This window comes from Bordetella sp. 02P26C-1 (genome assembly GCF_009763255.1).
Taxonomy (GTDB): domain Bacteria; phylum Pseudomonadota; class Gammaproteobacteria; order Burkholderiales; family Burkholderiaceae_B; genus Bordetella_A.
On record NZ_WSJB01000010.1, the window covers coordinates 176,618 to 191,968 of the forward strand.

Consider the following 15,351-nt stretch of genomic DNA (forward strand, 5'->3'; position numbering starts at 1 on the left):
TGACCCTCAGTAAAGGCAATCTATGACAGTCACGACCAACCGTCAGGCAGACGTCCAGCGCCAATCGGAAGCCTTGTTGCAGCAGGCGCGCGAAGCCATAAAAAATGTCGATGTTTTCCTGCGCGAGCAAGGTATTGATCCGGAGAAATTCCGTGCGGCACTGCCCGCATTAATGACTGACGAAATGTCTCAAGAGGCAGCGCAGATGTACGCCGAGCTCAATCGAGAGGTCGAGCGGGAAGTCGCGCAGAACCGCCGAGAGCTCGGCCTGGATCCGGCGGCCCACGCAGGCGGTAAAAAGCTTCCGCGTTCGACGGTGTAATCAAGATACCTGAAGGTGTCCCTCATGTCCGATACAAGTATGCACAGCGTCGATGACGAAGTGGCTGATTTGGGTCAGTCTGTCGTGAAGTTACTGCGATCAGGCGCGGCCTTTACCAGCGAGTCGCAGGCCGAGGAAAACGAGGCGATATATGCCGTGGGTCACGGTATGTACGAACAAGGTCGCTACGTTGAGGCCTTTAAGGTTTTCTCGTTGCTCGTTATCCGAAACCATCTGGAACCGCGGTACCTGTTTGCCTTGGGCGGCGCGTGCCAGATGTTGGGTAAGTACACCGAAGCCTTGCAGCACTATATGGCGGCAGCGATGGGGCTAGACGACGACCCGCTACCCATCTTCCACGCGGCGCAGTGCCTGATTGCAACTTCCCATGTCGATGAGGCGCGCGAGTCGCTTGAATTAGTCCTAGATATATGCCCTGAACACCAAACCTCACTGCGTAACCGCGCCCAAATGTTATTGGACGAACTACAGAATACGGGCGCTGCAGAAGGAGCTACTCATGAACACCATTAATACTAATTACAGCCCCACCACGCTGGACCACTATAACGATGTGTCCGGCAAATCCATCAACGGAGACAAGGTTGGCCACAACGCGACCCCCGTCTTTGATCCCGGTATGTTCCCGGATCGATTGCCTGGGGTGGATGTCGACGATACGCTGACCGCGCCTGTTCCGCCCAAGGACTTGCAAGCCGCCGTGGATTCAATGAGCCGCGCCTTGGTCTTGGTCACTGCGCAACAGGCCACCACGGATCTTTATGCATTGATGCAGCTAATCGCGCAGACGGCGCAGGAACAACGGAACTCTTCGCGCGAACTTAGAGAGGCGGATTACCGCGTTCAATCCGAACTGCAAGTCGCGGCCGCCGCTCAGATTCGTGAGGGTGCACAGGAACGTCTCATTGGCGCGATAGTGGGGGGGGCCTTCCAGATTGCGGGGGCACTGGTCTCTCTCAAATACGCGAAGTTCGACGAGAAGTCTCCCGAGGCACACAAGGGCAGTGCAATCGCGCAAACTCTTGGCGGTGTGGGGAAATTCGGCCAAGAAGTACTTAACAGCGCTGCGGGTGAGTCCGAAGCACACAGAGCTGAGTTGGATGCAGCAGCCACGCGGCGCGGGCAGATGGGCAACGAGGCCAATGAGACCATGGACCAGATGCTTCAGATGGTTCGTGACGCACTCGAGAAGCTGCGGTCAATCGAATCCTCGCGTCAGGATACTGCGCGCGGTATCGCCCGTAACGTTTGATCGGGAGCGCTGACATGAGCATCCAATCATCTTCCCCGTTACCCGGGATTATCGCGGAAATACCATCCAGCGACGTGAACGGTACGCTATCAGACGGAGTAGCCCAACGCGACAGCACACGCGGTCCGTTCTCGGCGCAGTCCAATGCCCGTTTCTTAGGCGATCAGACAGGGCTTTCCGAGGCCCCTCCGTTCCAGTCCGCAGGCACGGCGTTCGACGACGGGGTCACCAACGCCCGACGTGCACCGTCGCTGTATGTGCCTCAAGGCGGCATGTCGCCCATCGACGTCTATACGCGCCTTTCGGTCATGATGGCGGACTCGGCCAATGAGAGTACGGAACTCGTAAAGGCGAATGTGGCGGTGACGAAAGAAAAGCAGGACCGAAACTTTGTGTCTCTGCTTGCTAAACAACAGGAGGCGCAGGCAAAGGCCGCTGAAGAGGCAAAGAGTTCGCGTCGCGGCAAGATTTTCGGTTGGATAGGAAAGATCGCCGCATTCGTTGGCGCGGCAGTAGCGGTGGTGGCTACGGTTGCTACGGCCGGTGCGGCAACGCCTTTGCTGGTGGCGTCTGTCGTTTCTTTAGTCTCAGCGACGTTGTCACTGGCCGATCAGGTTTCCCGGGAGCTCGGCGGAGGCGGGGTGAGTTTAAGCGGCGCGCTCAGCAAGTTGACTATTGGTGTGCTGGAGGCTTTCGGTATGGATTCGGATAAAGCGAAAAGCGTCAGCGACGCTTTACTGGACCTCGCAGCGCCCGTGTTGATTTTGCTAGAACCCCAGTATGCCGGAGAGATAGCGGCTCGTGTCTGCAAGGCACTTGACCTGAGTCCCGAAACGACTCAATTGGTCGCTGCGTTAGCTAGCGCTTTAGCGGCTGTCGTAGTAACCGTTGCGTGCGTCGCGTCGGTGGGCGCGGCCGGAGCGCAGAAGCTTCTGGAGGGGATACCACGAATCGCTAATATGCTGGTTAGGGGTGTGGGCGCAATAGCGCAAGGCGTTGAGGGCGGGTTCTCCATTAATACCGCATTTATCAGACGAGATGGGGATTACATCCGCGCTGATGTTGCTGAGCTCAAGGCTGAGAATCTCGGCGATCAGCGACAAATGAAAAACGACCAGGAGATGTTGCGTTTCCTGCTGCAAACCGTGCAGGACGGTATGCAGTCTGCATCCGATGTTCTCAGAGGCGTATTCGACAACCTCTCTCAAATCAGCAACAACATCGGCCGGCGTGAAACCGCCTGACCACGTAAAGGGGTAAATCATGAGCAATACCGCAATGCAACGTTCCGCACCCGCCCAAGCGTTATACGAAGGCTTAGAAGAGCTGCCTTCCTCCAAACGCTTCACGCGCGAACAGCTCGAAACCATCTACGCCCTGGCTTACGCGCATCTGGCTCAAGGGCAATACGGTCAGGCCTTGCCGCTGCTGGCCTTCCTGGCACAGTACGGGCCGACGAAGCGCCAGTATTTGTATGGTCTCGCGCTCAGTCTGCAGATGCTCAATCATCTGGATGAGGCTATCGGCATGTATTCCCTGTGCGCCGTGCTGTATCCCGACGCGCATGAGGCCGTACAACGCATCGCGCAATGCCATGTGAGCGCGGGACGTCCCGAGGCCGCCCGCCTCGCGTTGAACGATCTGCTGGAAGAAGCCCGCGCCGCTGGCGACGCCGGTCTGGAAGAGAAGGTGCGCGGCATGATGGATCGTATCGAAGCTCATGCGGGCGCTTAAGGCTTACGGGAGACCCGCGTGATCGATGCCCAGCCGGTTATTGCTTCAGCGGGTCCTGCGGAATTGGCGTTCGTGCTCGAGGCGGAAGACGCCAGACTGCTCACGGAGATCGGGTTCATCGCGGCCTATCAGGGCGACGTGGTGAACGCCGATGCCGTGTTCGATGGCCTTGCCCGCGTGCGCCCGGGCAGGGCGTACCCCTGGGTGGGTAAAGCGCTGGCGCGTCTTTATGTGGGCCGCGCCGACGAAGCAGCGAAATTTCTCGAACAGCAGATGCCCAAGATGGCGGATGAGGAAGAGGCGAATTTACTTCAAGCCTGGTGGGGGTTGACCCTGCAGGTGTCCGGGCACGCCGCCAGGGCCAGAGCCCTGCTAGAACAGCTTGTGGATGGATCGGGACCCGGCACCACGCTGGCGCGATCCTTGTTAGGCCTTAGCGAAGGAACTAAATGATGGATATCAGTAGTCTTGCTCACGCAGTCGTATCGTCACAGGGCACGAACGCTGTGGCGTCTGTATCGCCCTCGTCGGCCCCATCCGAGCTGGTGACTGAACGCTTCAACGCCATGATGAGCTCCGCACCCGTACATGCCGTTGCCACGACTGCTACGCCAGCTGGCGCAATGATAAGCACGGCAGCTTCCTCCGCATTGCAAGGGCAAGGACTCGGCCATCAGATTCTGGCAGGTCTGCAATCGGCCTCTTCGGGTTACACGCAACGCTGGAAGGACATGGCGATAGGATTGGAACAGGTGGCGCGTCACCCTTCCGCTGCCAATATGCTCAAGGTGCAATCCGAGCTACTCCAAGCCTCCGTGCAGTATGAACTGGTAGGAAAGGCGATTTCGCGCAGTACCCAGAATATCGATACGCTGGTCAGGATGTCTTGATGCACACGACGATCGCTTGGTGTCCAGGGATGCATCGGATGTTTGGCACGTTGATGCGTACGGCGGTGTTCGGAATGCTGGTGATGCTCACCGCCTGTGGATCGCGGCTCGAGCTTTTCTCCACGACGAGCGAGAGCGAGGCCAATGAAGTGCTTTCGGTGTTGTTGGACTCGGGTATCGACGCGACCAAGTCCGTTAGCAAAGCCGGCGTGTCGGTGGCGGTGGATGGTCGAGATGTCGCTCGCGCGCTTGACATCATGCGTAGCCGTGGCTTGCCCCGTGACCGCTTTGACGGCATGGGCCAGATCTTCCGTAAAGAAGGGCTGGTATCGTCGCCGCTAGAGGAAAGGGCGCGTTATATCTATGCGCTGTCTCAGGAGCTCGCCGGCACGTTGACACAGCTCGATGGCGTGGTCACGGCACGCGTCCACGTGGTGCTGCCTGAGCGCGGCAACGTGGGCGAAGCGGCGACGCCTTCGACCGCGGCGGTGTTTATCAAGCATCAGCTCGGTTACAACCTCGACGCGTTGCAGCCGCAAATTCGTAAGCTCGTGACACACTCCATTCCCGGGCTGACGGAGGACCGTGTTTCGGTGGCCCTGGTCGCCGCGCAGCCGTTGCATTCCAATCCCGCCAGCGCTGCGGCGGTGCGGCGAATACTCGGGCTGGAAGTGGCAGACGAATCGGTGGGTCCCCTGGCGGCTGGCGTATCGCTGCTGATGCTGCTCATCGTGACGCTGGCTAGTCTGGTGGGGTACTTGCTTTGGAAAACGGGTTGGCCGACCAAGAAGAAAGCATTGGCTCGGGCTGCCACGCCAGCGAATCGTTCCGAGCAGCCCCTTGCGAATAACGGCGCGTCATGACGCCTGATCGCTGGTTGTCCTCTCGGATGCTGGAATTCAATTTCCTACCGAGCCGCACCTTGCATCGCAGCCGGCATGACGCGTTCGCGCCGCCCGGCGTCGGGCGCGCACTGGTGGATGCGCCCGCTTGGCGCGCGTCTTGGCACCGTCATTGGTCGCGCAGCATATTGCGCGAGCTGGATGTTGATCCCGTTGATCACGGGGCGCATCGGGAGCTGGTGCTGGCCTTGTTGCGCGAAGACGCACTGGCGCAATTGGCGCGACGCATAGCGATGGTGTTGTGTGGCGCAACATTGCGGCAGACCATCGATGGCGATGCGTTGCGCGCATTGGAGTTGCGTCTTGGAAAGGACCTTTTGGCGTTCGCGCGGCGCGATGGCGTCCGGTATGTCCAGTATCTGCCAACGCCGAGTGAATTCGTGCTGCCGGGCACTGTCGAGGAAGTCGAGCGGTTAGGCCAGAGCATTTTGCTGGCGAGCGCGAGCATGGCCGAGCCCGCGCTATTGCGTCGGTTCGAACTCAAGCTGCCCCTGGATATACGCGCGAGCGATTCACCTTTAACCGCGGGACAGGCCTGGCCGCTTTGTATAGCGGTATTGAAAGATATGGATCAAACATGGTGTTCCTGGTTCCCCGAGATCCTTTGACGCTGCCGCCGGTAGCGCCGTCGATTGATCCCGCCGTCCGCGTGCTGCGCGGCAGCGAACGCGTGGCTTGGGCGGATGCCCAGGCGCTTCTGGAAAACGCACAAGCGCAGGCCGATGCGATTGTGGCTGGCGCGCAGGCGGCCTATGACGCCGAGCGTGAAAGAGGGTATGCCGATGGACGCGAGGCGGCGCTACTGGATCAGGCCGAGAAGATGATCGAGACCGTTGGCCGCACGGTGGATTACTTCGCCGGCGTCGAAAACAAGATGGTCGAACTCGTGATGCAGGCGGTACGCAAAGTCGTGGACGGGTTCGATAGTCGAGAAACCGTCGTGACAGTCGTGAGAAACGCGCTGGCGGTCGTGCGCAATCAGAAGCACATGACGCTGCGCCTGCACCCCGACGAGGTCGACGTGGTGCGCGAGCGCGTCAACGAGTTGCTGGCCGCGTACCCCGGGGTGGGCTACCTCGACATCATCGGGGATGCCCGTCTCGCGCACGGCGCCTGCATTCTGGAGAGCGAGATCGGGATGGTGGAGGCCAGTCTGGACGGGCAGATCGAGGCATTGCGTCGTTCTTTTCAACGCACGTTGGGCAGCCGGGTGTAGTGCGCCGGGACTATCGAGGATAACGTTGTGCGGCAACTGGATTACATCAGCGAGATGATGAGCTTGGCCCTACACGATGCGCCGACGTTGCGTATCAAGGGACGCGTCACGCAAGTGACGGGCACGATCATCAAGGCCGTCGTTCCCGCGGTGAAAGTCGGAGAGGTGTGCCTTCTGCGCAATCCCGGGGACGATTTCGAGATGAAGGGCGAGGTCGTGGGGCTGTCGCGCGATGCCGCGCTCTTGACGCCTATCGGCGATATGTTTGGCATTTCGACGGCGACCGAGGTGATTCCCACCGGGCGCACCCATATGGTTCCAGTAGGCCCCGGGTTGCTTGGCCGTGTCCTGGATGGCCTAGGCCGGCCGTTGGACGAAGCCGAGTTCGGGCCATTGGAAGCGAGCAAGTTCTATCCCGTTTACGCGGATGCCCCCGACCCCTTGAAGCGGCGCATCATCGAACGCCCGTTGGAACTCGGCGTACGGGCACTGGACGCCCTGCTGACTTGTGGGGAAGGTCAACGGTTGGGCATTTTCGCGGCGGCGGGTGGCGGGAAATCCACGCTGATGGGCATGCTAGTCAAAGGCGCCGCCGTCGATGTGACTGTCGTCGCATTGATCGGCGAACGCGGGCGCGAGGTCAGGGAGTTTCTTGAACATGAGCTCGGCCTGGAGGGACGCCGCAAAAGCGTCATTGTTTGCGCCACCAGCGACAAATCGTCAATGGAGCGTGCCAAGGCGGCCTATGTCGCAACGGCGATAGCCGAGTACTTCCGCGATCAGGGCATGCGGGTGCTGTTCCTGATGGATTCCGTCACGCGCTTTGCGCGCGCGCAACGCGAAATCGGCCTGGCGGCCGGTGAACCTCCGACACGTCGTGGCTACCCCCCCTCGGTATTCGCCACCTTACCCAAGCTCATGGAGCGCGTCGGAATGAACGAACACGGCTCCATCACCGCGCTCTATACCGTGCTGGTCGAAGGCGACGATATGACCGAGCCCGTGGCCGATGAAACCCGCTCCATCCTCGACGGTCACGTCGTGCTGTCGCGCAAGCTGGCGGCCGCCAATCACTATCCGGCCATCGACATCCTTGCTTCAACCAGTCGCGTCATGAACGCCGTCGTCACCGACACCCACAAACGCGCCGCGGGCAGAATGCGCGAGCTGATGGCCAAGTATCAGGAAGTGGAACTGCTCGTAAAAATTGGGGAATACAAACGCGGCGGTGATGCGACAACCGACGAAGCCATCGACAAAAACGGCACGATTCTCGACTTCTTGCGACAACGCACCGATGAGCGATCGTCGCTGGAGGAAGCCGTCTCCACCATGCAAGCCATCACGGAGGTCGCTTAAAGATGTTCGACGAAATGCTTGCCATCAAACGCTTTCGCGAGCAGCAAGCCGAGCTGGCGCTGCTGCGTCAGCGGCAGCGCCGGGCAGAGGCCGAAGACAAAGTGGAAACGGCTCGTGTCAGCCTGGCGAAGTATCAGGACTGGGCCCAGGAACACGAACGCGCGCTGTTTCGCGAACTGTGTGAACGCATCGTGCGTCCCCGCGATATACAGGACGTCCTGGGCAAGGTGGCCGAGATGAAACTCGACGAAAGCCAATATGCCAGCGCATTGGAGGCCGCCCGCGAGACCTTGGAACAGGAGATCGTCACCCTGGGCGAACGTCGGGAGGAACATGTCCAGACGGTGCGCATGACGGGGAAGTTTCTTGAACTGGCGCAGTCGCACTGGGACGAGATGGCACAGCAAGAGAGCCGCAAGGAAGACGGAGCGCTCGAAGAGGTGGCCTCGTTGCTGTGGGAGCGTCCGGATTCCGATGACAACGGGGACGAAGCATGATCAAAGTAGACCGACCGCAGGGTGTGCTGCACGCGCTCTTTGAACTACGCCGTCGTTCGACGGACCTGGATCGCCCGGATGCATGGAGCACGCAGCAGCTCGAAGCCGATGCCGGCGCATTCGAACAGAAGCTCGCTCAACCCTTCAAGCACGACGACGACGAGGCATCCTCGGACGATGACGGCTCACGACGTCCCAGTCCGTTTGACCTCTTTCCCAAAATGCACACGAATACCGCATCCGACAGTCTCCCGATTCCCGCTCAAGCCGTGCCAGACATCGTGCGTGAAATTGTGCGCGAGGTGTACGTCTCTGATGACAATATCGCGGACCGTCGCGTCAGCGTGCGTCTGGCCGAGCATGTGTTGCCAGGCGTGATGTTGTCGATTCATGAGGATGAGGGCCGGGTCAATGTGGATTTCATGTGCAGCGCGGAACCCTCGCGCGCCTGTTTACGCGAGATCGCTCCGCGCTTGAGCACGGAGCTGGCGAATCAGCTCAATCGCGATACCCGCGTATGTGTCCGCAGCGAAGACCCCGAAGACCCAGACCCCTTTCATATAGATGGCTCGCCTACGCAAGCCAGCCCTGCAGGCGCCCCGCCTGTGAGTAAAGCGCAGGGGCAGCGAACGTGATGACAGACAACACCGTGTTGAAGTTCTCTCCCGCCATTTTGCCGCGTATGAGCCTGACGGAATCACAGGCGCATAGCTTAATCGCGCGGCATGGCACCGCCCTGCAGATCAATATCCCGCCCGCGGATGCGATGGGTCGACTGCGTCCGACTGACGACATGGAGGACGTGCATGAGGCGTTGGACGACCCGCGTGTCCGGGATCCCTGGACGTTAGGATTCACGTCGGGATGGGCGGATTCTCTCGCCGAGCTGTGCCCTATCCGACGCGATCTGGAATGGGCGGGGGGGCGCCTGCGTCTGGCGCTATCGAATACAACGATTACTGCTTGGCTCAATGCCAGCCTGCCCGCGATCGCCCTGGACGAGATTGGCGATCCGCTGTTGGCCACGGCGGTCGAAACTTTACTCGACTACATTTTCTCGGCGTTGGATGCGGCGGCGACTTGCGGACGGCCTCGCGTGTTGGAGGGCGACCCGGAGGACGTGCCGCTTGCGCATCAATGGACATTGACGGCACGGCACGGGGCCTCCGGGCAGCTTGCCTTCGCTTTGCTCGAGGCCGATACCTTGGGCTTATTGCTGCTTGCGAACCTGCTTAAACGCGCGCCGGCCGCGCGTAACGGTCTGGCGGAAGACGACATTCCGATTACGGTCTACGCGGACATCGGACGCACCGAATTGGCGTTATCGGACTTGGAGAGCCTGCGTCCTCAGGACACCGTCTTTATCGATGATTACCGGGTGACCTCGGATGGCGAACTATGGCTGCTCGCCAATGGGCAAGGTATACGCCTTCGGCCTCAAGGGGATTCTTATTGTGTCACGCAAGGTTGGACTTCCATGATGAATGATTTATTGGGTAATTCGCGGGGATTCGACGCCGACGACTTTCTGGATGATGAGCCACCGGCCGAGGCCAAGGCCGACGCCAGCTTTGACGTTGATGGGGTCCCTGTCGTGCTGTCCTTCTCTCTGGGTGAGCGTCAGGTGACGTTGGGCGAGCTGCGCCATCTGCAGCCGGGCGAGGTGTTCGACCTAACTCGGCCATTGACAGGTGGGCCCGTGATGGTGCGGGCTAACGGGCGCTTGTTCGCGACGGGCGATATCGTGGACATCGATGGTCGTGTGGGCGTGACATTGCGCGCGCTCGGCGAGTCCGAAGTATGAGCGATCCGATCAGCCTCGCAATCGTCCTGGCGCTGCTCGCGCTGGTCCCGCTGACCGCGGTGATGACCACGTCGTTCTTGAAAATCGCGATTGTCTTGTCATTGGTGCGCAACGCGTTGGGAGTGCAGCAAGTACCGCCCAATATGGCGTTATACGGCCTTGCTCTGGTCTTGTCGGCGTATGTGATGGCGCCCGTGATCCACGAGGTCAACACGGCGATGCGCGATCCCTTGGCGAGTCGTGCCACGCATGAGCCGTCCGAAGAAGCGCAGCATAAGCAGTTGATCGGAATCTTGCAGGCACTAGAGGCAGGTGTAGTGCCGATGCAGGATTTCATGCTACGCAATAGCAAGCCCGAGCAGCGTGACTTTTTCATGCGCACCGCACAACGCCTGTGGGGCACGGACCGGGCGGAAGGCTTAAAAGAAAACAACCTGTTTGTATTGGTGCCGGCGTTCCTGGTGTCGGAACTGACGGCGGCATTTCAGCTGGGATTTTTGCTTTATCTGCCCTTTATTGTGATCGATCTCATCGTTTCCAATATTTTGCTGGCGATGGGCATGATGATGGTTTCGCCAGTCACTATCTCGATGCCGTTGAAGCTATTTTTGTTTGTCATGGTGGACGGTTGGACGCGGCTCATTCAGGGCTTGGTCTTGTCTTATCGCTAAGCGGACGGTTGCACAAATATGGAAACCGTAGACATCGTTTCGTACATGACACAGACCCTTTATCTTGTGTTGTGGCTCTCTATGCCACCCATCGCCGTGGCCGCCATTGTGGGTACGCTTTTTTCATTATTTCAGGCGTTAACGCAGATTCAGGAGCAGACCCTGTCGTTCGCGGTGAAGCTGATCGCCGTATTCGTGACGATACTTTTTACTGCGCGCTGGCTAAGCGGCGAACTCTATAACTTCACGATTTCCGTGTTCGATGTGTTTCATCGGCTCTGACAGGTGCTGCAACCATGTCCGAAGGCGCCGTCTATACCGAAGCCCAGATGTTTCTGACGACATTGGCGTTGACACAGCCGCGCATTTTGGCCATGTGTGTGATGCTTCCCTTATTCACTCGGCAAGTCATGCCTGGCATGTTGCGTTACGGCATCTGCGCGGCGTTAGGGCTGATATTGGCGCCCGCGTTGTCACCGGAATACGCCGCGCTCGACCTGCAGGCACTGGATTTCCTGCTCATTATTGCCAAAGAAATTTTTATCGGCCTTGTACTGGGATGGATGGCGGCGATTCCATTTTGGATATTTGAGGCAGTGGGGTTTGTCATCGATAACCAACGTGGCGCCAGCATGGGCGCGATTCTTAATCCCGCGACGGGCAGCGATTCCTCGCCATTGGGCATTTTGTTCAATCAGGCTTATATCGTGTTTTTTCTTGTCAGCGGCGGCTTTGGTTTGACGCTGACGATGCTCTATGACAGCTTTCTTTTATGGGATCTTTGGCACTGGACACCTGCCTTACGCGCGGAAAGTGTGCCGTTGATGCTGGATCAGTTCTCCAAGCTGATGCGCATGACGCTGCTTTGGGCCTCGCCCGCCATTATCGCAATGTTCCTCGCGGAGCTTGGACTGGCGCTGGCCAGCCGGTTCGCGCCGCAGTTGCAGGTGTTTTTTCTGGCCATGCCGATCAAGAGCGCCCTCGCGCTGCTGGTGCTGGTGCTGTATATGAGCACGCTATTCGAATATGCGTATGAGACCAATCAGGGAGTTTCATCGATCCTGCCGTTTTTGAATGATCAGTGGTGGTCTCCATGAGCGGCGAAAAGACCGAACAGCCAACTCATAAGCGATTGCGCGATTCGCGCAAAAAGGGCGACGTCGCCCATAGCAAGGACTTCACTCAGACGCTGCTCATTCTGGCGTTGTTCGGCTACATGATTTTCAATGCGGGCGATATTACCGAATCGCTCGGGCGTTTGATTCTGATTCCGGCAGACCTGACCTCGATGCCATTTCTTGATGCCTTGCCTACGGCGATGACGGCGGCATTACAAGAGGCGTTGACACTGGTATTGCCCTTTGTGTTGATCGTTTTACTTGTTGGAATGCTCAGCGAGTTCTTGCAGGTCGGGGTGGTCATTGCGTTCGAGAAGTTGAAGCCCTCGGGCAAAAAGCTTAACGCCATCGCGAATCTGAAGAACATGTTCTCCAAGAAGAACCTGGTGGAGTCGCTGAAGTCGCTGATCAAGGTGGTGTTTCTCACCACGTTGATTACGCTCGTGATTAAAAAAGACCTTCCTGAGTTGATGGCGATGCCGCGCGCAGGACTCGAAGCGTTGGGCGAGGCGATAGGCGCCCTGATGCTGACCTTGCTGCTGAACGTCGCGTTGGTCTACGTCATCATCGCGCTCGCCGATTTGGTCTGGCAGCGTAAACAGTACCGCAAGGGCTTGATGATGACCAAAGACGAGGTCAAGCGGGAATACAAAGAGTCCGAAGGCGACCCGCACATCAAGCACAAGCGCAAGCATTTGCACCAGGAAATGGCCATGCAAGGCGGAGCGCCGGCGCGTAAACCGACCGTGGTGATCACCAATCCCACGCATTTGGCCATCGCGCTTTATTACCAAAAAGGTGAGACGCCACTGCCCAAGGTCGTCGCAAAAGGCGAGGGTATTAACGCGGAAAGAATCAAACGCGAGGCCCGTGAGGCCGGCGTGCCTGTGATGGAGAACGTGCCGCTTGCGCGTAGCTTGTGGCGTTCAACGGAGATCGATCAGTTCATTCCCAGCGAATTGATTGAACCCGTCGCGGAAGTATTGCTGTTAGTACAGAGATTGGCCCAAGAGCGGGAGGAGAAGTAATGAATCAGAGTATGCACCCAGTCATTGCCGATTATGTGGCGCGTCATGGCATCACAGTGCCCGAGCCTTTTCGGGGGCGGGTGACGGTCGTGGTCGACGAACGTTATCGCGTCCATCTGCAAGCCGCCGGCGAGAATGCGGTGGCGATGATATGCCGATTGGCGAGTTTGCCGGCTGGCGGCGCCACGCGTGACCAATGGCTTCTTAACGTAGGCAAGCTTGCCCTGGGTACCGTGAGCATGTGCCCTGCGTCATGCGTGATCGACCCCAACGAAAACGCGCTGTGGTTGCAGCACATCTTGACACCGGGTGAAGGGATCTCGCTGGACGAGTCCATGGGTCAGTTTGTTAATGCTTTGTCTTTCTGGACGGGCGCGTTGCCGCGTCAGGCCTAGTCCTATGCGGCATCAGGGGGGAGTGCACGTGTTCAAACATTCAATATTGGCTGGTGTGTTATCCATCGGACTACTCGGCACGGCGCTGGCCGCGCCCAATTGGCCTTTAGTGCCTTACAGCTATTACGCTAATCAAGAAGATCTACCCACGTTGCTACGCGAATTCGCCGGCGGTTTTAGTCTGGCCTTGCAGATAGGTCCGAACGTGAAAGGCGTGGTCAACGGCAAATTCAATACGAATTCGCCCACTGAGTTTCTGAATCGGCTGGGCGGCGTGTATGGGTTTAATTGGTTCGTCCATTCCGGCACCTTGTTTGTCAGTCGTAGCGACGATATGCAGACGCGCACCATCGATTCGCAGGGCAGTTCGATCACCGCGATACGTGATGCACTGGAACAACTGGGCGTGTTGGATCCCCGGTTCGGCTGGGGCGAGCTAGCGGATCAGGGTATCGCGTTGGTCTCGGGCCCGCCCGCCTACGTGGCACTGGTCGAAAAGACGGTCAAGGCCCTGCCGATAGGTCCGGGCGGGCAGGAAGTCGCCGTGTTCAAGCTCAAGCATGCGTCCGTTAATGACCGCACGGTCACCTATCGCGACTCCACCATGGTGACGCCCGGGTTGGCGACAGTGCTGCGCAACCTCATTACCGGCGACAGTTCGGGGGTCGGAAATGAAACGCTGGTCACTATGGCCGCGCCCTTGCGAGAAAAGCCGCCCCTCGTATCTGTCGATTCCGAGCCGACGAGAGAGTCGTCCGGGGTCGTCAGTTCTGCCGGCAAGGCCAGCCCGGGGTCTAGCGGATTGCGACTGCGCGAGGCCACCGTTCAAGCCGATACACGCTTGAACGCCATCATCGTGCAAGATGTCCCCGAGCGTATCCCCGTCTACCGCGCGCTGATCGAACAGCTCGACGTGCCGAGCACTTTGATCGAGATAGAGGCGATGATCGTCGATGTCAATTCGGAGCTAGTGCGGACCCTTGGCGTGAGTTGGGGGCTCTTATCGGGTGATGTCTCTGTTGGATACAACAATCTGACGGCCGCTCCCAGCCGGGGGCTCTCACCCGCTGACGGCGTGCTGCCAGGCCTGGGTACGCTCGGGTTGAGCGTGGGCGATTCCTTGGTGGCACGGTTACGCGCTTTGCAGACGGAGGGCCAGGCCACGATCCTGTCGCAACCATCGATTCTGACCACGGACAACATGGGCGCCGTGATCGATCTTTCAGACACGTTTTACGTGCAGACCAGCGGCGAGCGCGTTGCAACCGTGACACCCATCACTGCGGGCACATCGCTTCGAGTTACGCCCCGATATATCGGCGCCTCGGAAGGCATGCGCGTGGAGTTGACGGTCGACATCGAGGACGGCCGAATCCAGGATGAAATCCTCGAGAAGCTGCCGACAGTCAGAAAGAGTACGATCAGTACCCTGGCCGTCGTCGAGAATGACCAGACACTGCTAATCGGCGGCTATAACAGCACGCAAGACAGCAATAAAACCGAGAAAGTGCCTTTTCTTGGCGATATTCCGTTCTTGGGGGCGCTATTTTCGCATCGTTCAAAAACGCTGCAACGTCGAGAACGCCTATTCCTCCTCCGCCCGCGCGTGGTTGCCATCAATGGCAAGCCTGTTGTGCAACCTCTGATTCCAGAGACGCCTGTCTTCTTGGACGCGACATGGAACGACACCCATCCTTTGATGGGGGGGAGGTGGCTAGAGCGTGCTGATACTGGATCGACACGCTTGCGCCGCTGGACGGCGACGCGTCAGCCAACGGCCAAGGCGACGCCGATCGATGTAGCGGACTATTTTTCCAAGGACAGTCCTTTCTGACGTAGTTTCTCCCGTAGGGCGATACGCGCCCGCGATAAGCGGCTGCGAATCGTGCCTATGGGGACAGTCAGGAGGGTCGCAGCTTCTTCGTATGACAGCTCGTCGAAGCCGACGAGCAGCAGGATCTCGCGCATGTTTTCGGGCAGCTCACTGATCGATTCTTCGAGTAGTGCAATGGTCTGGTTTTGCTCGAAAGTTTCTTCGGGCGACAGGTCGGGAGACGACTGGATGTCTAATGCTGACTCGCTCACGAATTCGTGGCGACGCTCTGGGGCACGCGACAGGTAGTTGCGCACCAGATTGAGGGC

At 58.8% G+C, this 15,351-nt stretch carries 21 protein-coding genes; 20 read left to right on the forward strand and 1 reads right to left on the reverse strand.

Features of this window, described 5'->3' with window-relative positions; translation table 11 throughout:
- Positions 1-22 precede the first annotated feature (22 nt).
- Genes GOQ28_RS06510 through sctC form a run of 20 tightly spaced genes read left to right on the forward strand, consistent with a single transcriptional unit; the run spans position 23 to position 15,043 of the window.
- Complete coding sequence (locus GOQ28_RS06510) at positions 23-322, forward strand: hypothetical protein (protein WP_160355871.1); 300 nt, start codon at positions 23-25, stop codon at positions 320-322.
- Between the two features lie 24 nt (positions 323-346).
- Positions 347-856, forward strand: a complete 510-nt coding sequence (locus tag GOQ28_RS06515; protein ID WP_160348954.1) for a SycD/LcrH family type III secretion system chaperone — start codon at positions 347-349, stop codon at positions 854-856.
- A complete protein-coding gene (sctB, locus tag GOQ28_RS06520) occupies positions 843-1,595 on the forward strand; it encodes a type III secretion system translocon subunit SctB (RefSeq protein WP_160355872.1) in 753 nt (250 codons plus the stop codon). The genes GOQ28_RS06515 and sctB overlap by 14 nt, the downstream gene beginning before the upstream one ends.
- Positions 1,596-1,609: 14 nt before the next feature.
- Complete coding sequence (sctE, locus tag GOQ28_RS06525; RefSeq protein ID WP_160355873.1) at positions 1,610-2,839, forward strand: type III secretion system translocon subunit SctE; 1,230 nt, start codon at positions 1,610-1,612, stop codon at positions 2,837-2,839.
- Between the two features lie 19 nt (positions 2,840-2,858).
- Complete coding sequence (locus tag GOQ28_RS06530) at positions 2,859-3,329, forward strand: tetratricopeptide repeat protein (protein ID WP_236844248.1); 471 nt, start codon at positions 2,859-2,861, stop codon at positions 3,327-3,329.
- Between the two features lie 18 nt (positions 3,330-3,347).
- The gene (locus tag GOQ28_RS06535) at positions 3,348-3,782 is read left to right on the forward strand and encodes a hypothetical protein (RefSeq protein WP_160355874.1); all 435 of its coding nucleotides are present in this window, start codon (positions 3,348-3,350) and stop codon (positions 3,780-3,782) included.
- Positions 3,779-4,219 carry a type III secretion system inner rod subunit SctI gene (sctI, locus tag GOQ28_RS06540; RefSeq protein ID WP_160355875.1) on the forward strand — a complete coding sequence of 147 codons (441 nt, stop codon included), beginning with the start codon at positions 3,779-3,781 and terminating at the stop codon, positions 4,217-4,219. The genes GOQ28_RS06535 and sctI overlap by 4 nt, the downstream gene beginning before the upstream one ends.
- A gap of 29 nt (positions 4,220-4,248) precedes the next feature.
- The gene (gene sctJ / locus GOQ28_RS06545; RefSeq protein WP_160355944.1) at positions 4,249-5,082 is read left to right on the forward strand and encodes a type III secretion system inner membrane ring lipoprotein SctJ; all 834 of its coding nucleotides are present in this window, start codon (positions 4,249-4,251) and stop codon (positions 5,080-5,082) included.
- Complete coding sequence (locus GOQ28_RS06550) at positions 5,079-5,729, forward strand: SctK family type III secretion system sorting platform protein (protein ID WP_160355876.1); 651 nt, start codon at positions 5,079-5,081, stop codon at positions 5,727-5,729. Before sctJ ends, GOQ28_RS06550 begins: the two co-directional genes overlap by 4 nt.
- Positions 5,699-6,337, forward strand: a complete 639-nt coding sequence (locus GOQ28_RS06555; RefSeq protein WP_160355877.1) for an HrpE/YscL family type III secretion apparatus protein — start codon at positions 5,699-5,701, stop codon at positions 6,335-6,337. The genes GOQ28_RS06550 and GOQ28_RS06555 overlap by 31 nt, the downstream gene beginning before the upstream one ends.
- Positions 6,338-6,364: 27 nt before the next feature.
- Positions 6,365-7,696, forward strand: coding sequence for a type III secretion system ATPase SctN (sctN, locus tag GOQ28_RS06560; RefSeq protein WP_160348947.1), 1,332 nt, complete (start codon positions 6,365-6,367; stop codon positions 7,694-7,696).
- Between the two features lie 2 nt (positions 7,697-7,698).
- A complete protein-coding gene (gene sctO, locus GOQ28_RS06565; RefSeq protein ID WP_160355878.1) occupies positions 7,699-8,193 on the forward strand; it encodes a type III secretion system stalk subunit SctO in 495 nt (164 codons plus the stop codon).
- Positions 8,190-8,828 carry a hypothetical protein gene (locus tag GOQ28_RS06570; RefSeq protein ID WP_160348945.1) on the forward strand — a complete coding sequence of 213 codons (639 nt, stop codon included), beginning with the start codon at positions 8,190-8,192 and terminating at the stop codon, positions 8,826-8,828. The genes sctO and GOQ28_RS06570 overlap by 4 nt, the downstream gene beginning before the upstream one ends.
- Positions 8,828-9,997, forward strand: a complete 1,170-nt coding sequence (gene sctQ / locus GOQ28_RS06575) for a type III secretion system cytoplasmic ring protein SctQ (protein WP_160355879.1) — start codon at positions 8,828-8,830, stop codon at positions 9,995-9,997. The genes GOQ28_RS06570 and sctQ overlap by 1 nt, the downstream gene beginning before the upstream one ends.
- On the forward strand, positions 9,994-10,668 hold the full coding sequence (sctR, locus tag GOQ28_RS06580) for a type III secretion system export apparatus subunit SctR (protein ID WP_160348943.1): 675 nt from the start codon (positions 9,994-9,996) through the stop codon (positions 10,666-10,668). Before sctQ ends, sctR begins: the two co-directional genes overlap by 4 nt.
- A gap of 18 nt (positions 10,669-10,686) precedes the next feature.
- Positions 10,687-10,950 (forward strand): type III secretion system export apparatus subunit SctS, encoded by a 264-nt coding sequence (sctS, locus tag GOQ28_RS06585; RefSeq protein ID WP_160348942.1) that lies wholly within the window; start codon positions 10,687-10,689, stop codon positions 10,948-10,950.
- A gap of 14 nt (positions 10,951-10,964) precedes the next feature.
- Positions 10,965-11,765 (forward strand): type III secretion system export apparatus subunit SctT, encoded by an 801-nt coding sequence (gene sctT, locus GOQ28_RS06590; RefSeq protein ID WP_160355880.1) that lies wholly within the window; start codon positions 10,965-10,967, stop codon positions 11,763-11,765.
- Positions 11,762-12,814 (forward strand): type III secretion system export apparatus subunit SctU, encoded by a 1,053-nt coding sequence (gene sctU / locus GOQ28_RS06595; RefSeq protein WP_160355881.1) that lies wholly within the window; start codon positions 11,762-11,764, stop codon positions 12,812-12,814. Before sctT ends, sctU begins: the two co-directional genes overlap by 4 nt.
- Positions 12,814-13,209 (forward strand): type III secretion system chaperone, encoded by a 396-nt coding sequence (locus GOQ28_RS06600; protein WP_160355882.1) that lies wholly within the window; start codon positions 12,814-12,816, stop codon positions 13,207-13,209. The genes sctU and GOQ28_RS06600 overlap by 1 nt, the downstream gene beginning before the upstream one ends.
- A gap of 28 nt (positions 13,210-13,237) precedes the next feature.
- A complete protein-coding gene (gene sctC, locus GOQ28_RS06605; protein ID WP_336603747.1) occupies positions 13,238-15,043 on the forward strand; it encodes a type III secretion system outer membrane ring subunit SctC in 1,806 nt (601 codons plus the stop codon).
- Here sctC and GOQ28_RS18605 read toward each other — a convergent pair.
- Positions 15,016-15,339: an RNA polymerase sigma factor gene (locus GOQ28_RS18605; RefSeq protein ID WP_336603748.1), complete on the reverse strand. Its 324-nt coding sequence runs from the start codon at positions 15,337-15,339 to the stop codon at positions 15,016-15,018. The two genes, sctC and GOQ28_RS18605, sit on opposite strands and share 28 nt — an antisense overlap.
- Between the last annotated feature and the right edge of the window lie 12 nt (positions 15,340-15,351).

Coding starts and splice junctions, on each gene's coding strand:
- sctB (WP_160355872.1), top strand. CDS start 843: ATGAACACCATTAATACTAATTACAGCCCCACCACGCTGGACCACTAT.
- GOQ28_RS06550 (WP_160355876.1), top strand. CDS start 5,079: ATGACGCCTGATCGCTGGTTGTCCTCTCGGATGCTGGAATTCAATTTC.
- sctR (WP_160348943.1), top strand. CDS start 9,994: ATGAGCGATCCGATCAGCCTCGCAATCGTCCTGGCGCTGCTCGCGCTG.
- sctO (WP_160355878.1), top strand. CDS start 7,699: ATGTTCGACGAAATGCTTGCCATCAAACGCTTTCGCGAGCAGCAAGCC.
- sctQ (WP_160355879.1), top strand. CDS start 8,828: ATGACAGACAACACCGTGTTGAAGTTCTCTCCCGCCATTTTGCCGCGT.
- sctE (WP_160355873.1), top strand. CDS start 1,610: ATGAGCATCCAATCATCTTCCCCGTTACCCGGGATTATCGCGGAAATA.
- sctU (WP_160355881.1), top strand. CDS start 11,762: ATGAGCGGCGAAAAGACCGAACAGCCAACTCATAAGCGATTGCGCGAT.
- GOQ28_RS06600 (WP_160355882.1), top strand. CDS start 12,814: ATGAATCAGAGTATGCACCCAGTCATTGCCGATTATGTGGCGCGTCAT.
- sctS (WP_160348942.1), top strand. CDS start 10,687: ATGGAAACCGTAGACATCGTTTCGTACATGACACAGACCCTTTATCTT.
- GOQ28_RS06530 (WP_236844248.1), top strand. CDS start 2,859: ATGAGCAATACCGCAATGCAACGTTCCGCACCCGCCCAAGCGTTATAC.
- sctJ (WP_160355944.1), top strand. CDS start 4,249: ATGCATCGGATGTTTGGCACGTTGATGCGTACGGCGGTGTTCGGAATG.
- GOQ28_RS06510 (WP_160355871.1), top strand. CDS start 23: ATGACAGTCACGACCAACCGTCAGGCAGACGTCCAGCGCCAATCGGAA.
- sctI (WP_160355875.1), top strand. CDS start 3,779: ATGATGGATATCAGTAGTCTTGCTCACGCAGTCGTATCGTCACAGGGC.
- GOQ28_RS06570 (WP_160348945.1), top strand. CDS start 8,190: ATGATCAAAGTAGACCGACCGCAGGGTGTGCTGCACGCGCTCTTTGAA.
- sctT (WP_160355880.1), top strand. CDS start 10,965: ATGTCCGAAGGCGCCGTCTATACCGAAGCCCAGATGTTTCTGACGACA.
- GOQ28_RS06515 (WP_160348954.1), top strand. CDS start 347: ATGTCCGATACAAGTATGCACAGCGTCGATGACGAAGTGGCTGATTTG.
- GOQ28_RS06555 (WP_160355877.1), top strand. CDS start 5,699: ATGGTGTTCCTGGTTCCCCGAGATCCTTTGACGCTGCCGCCGGTAGCG.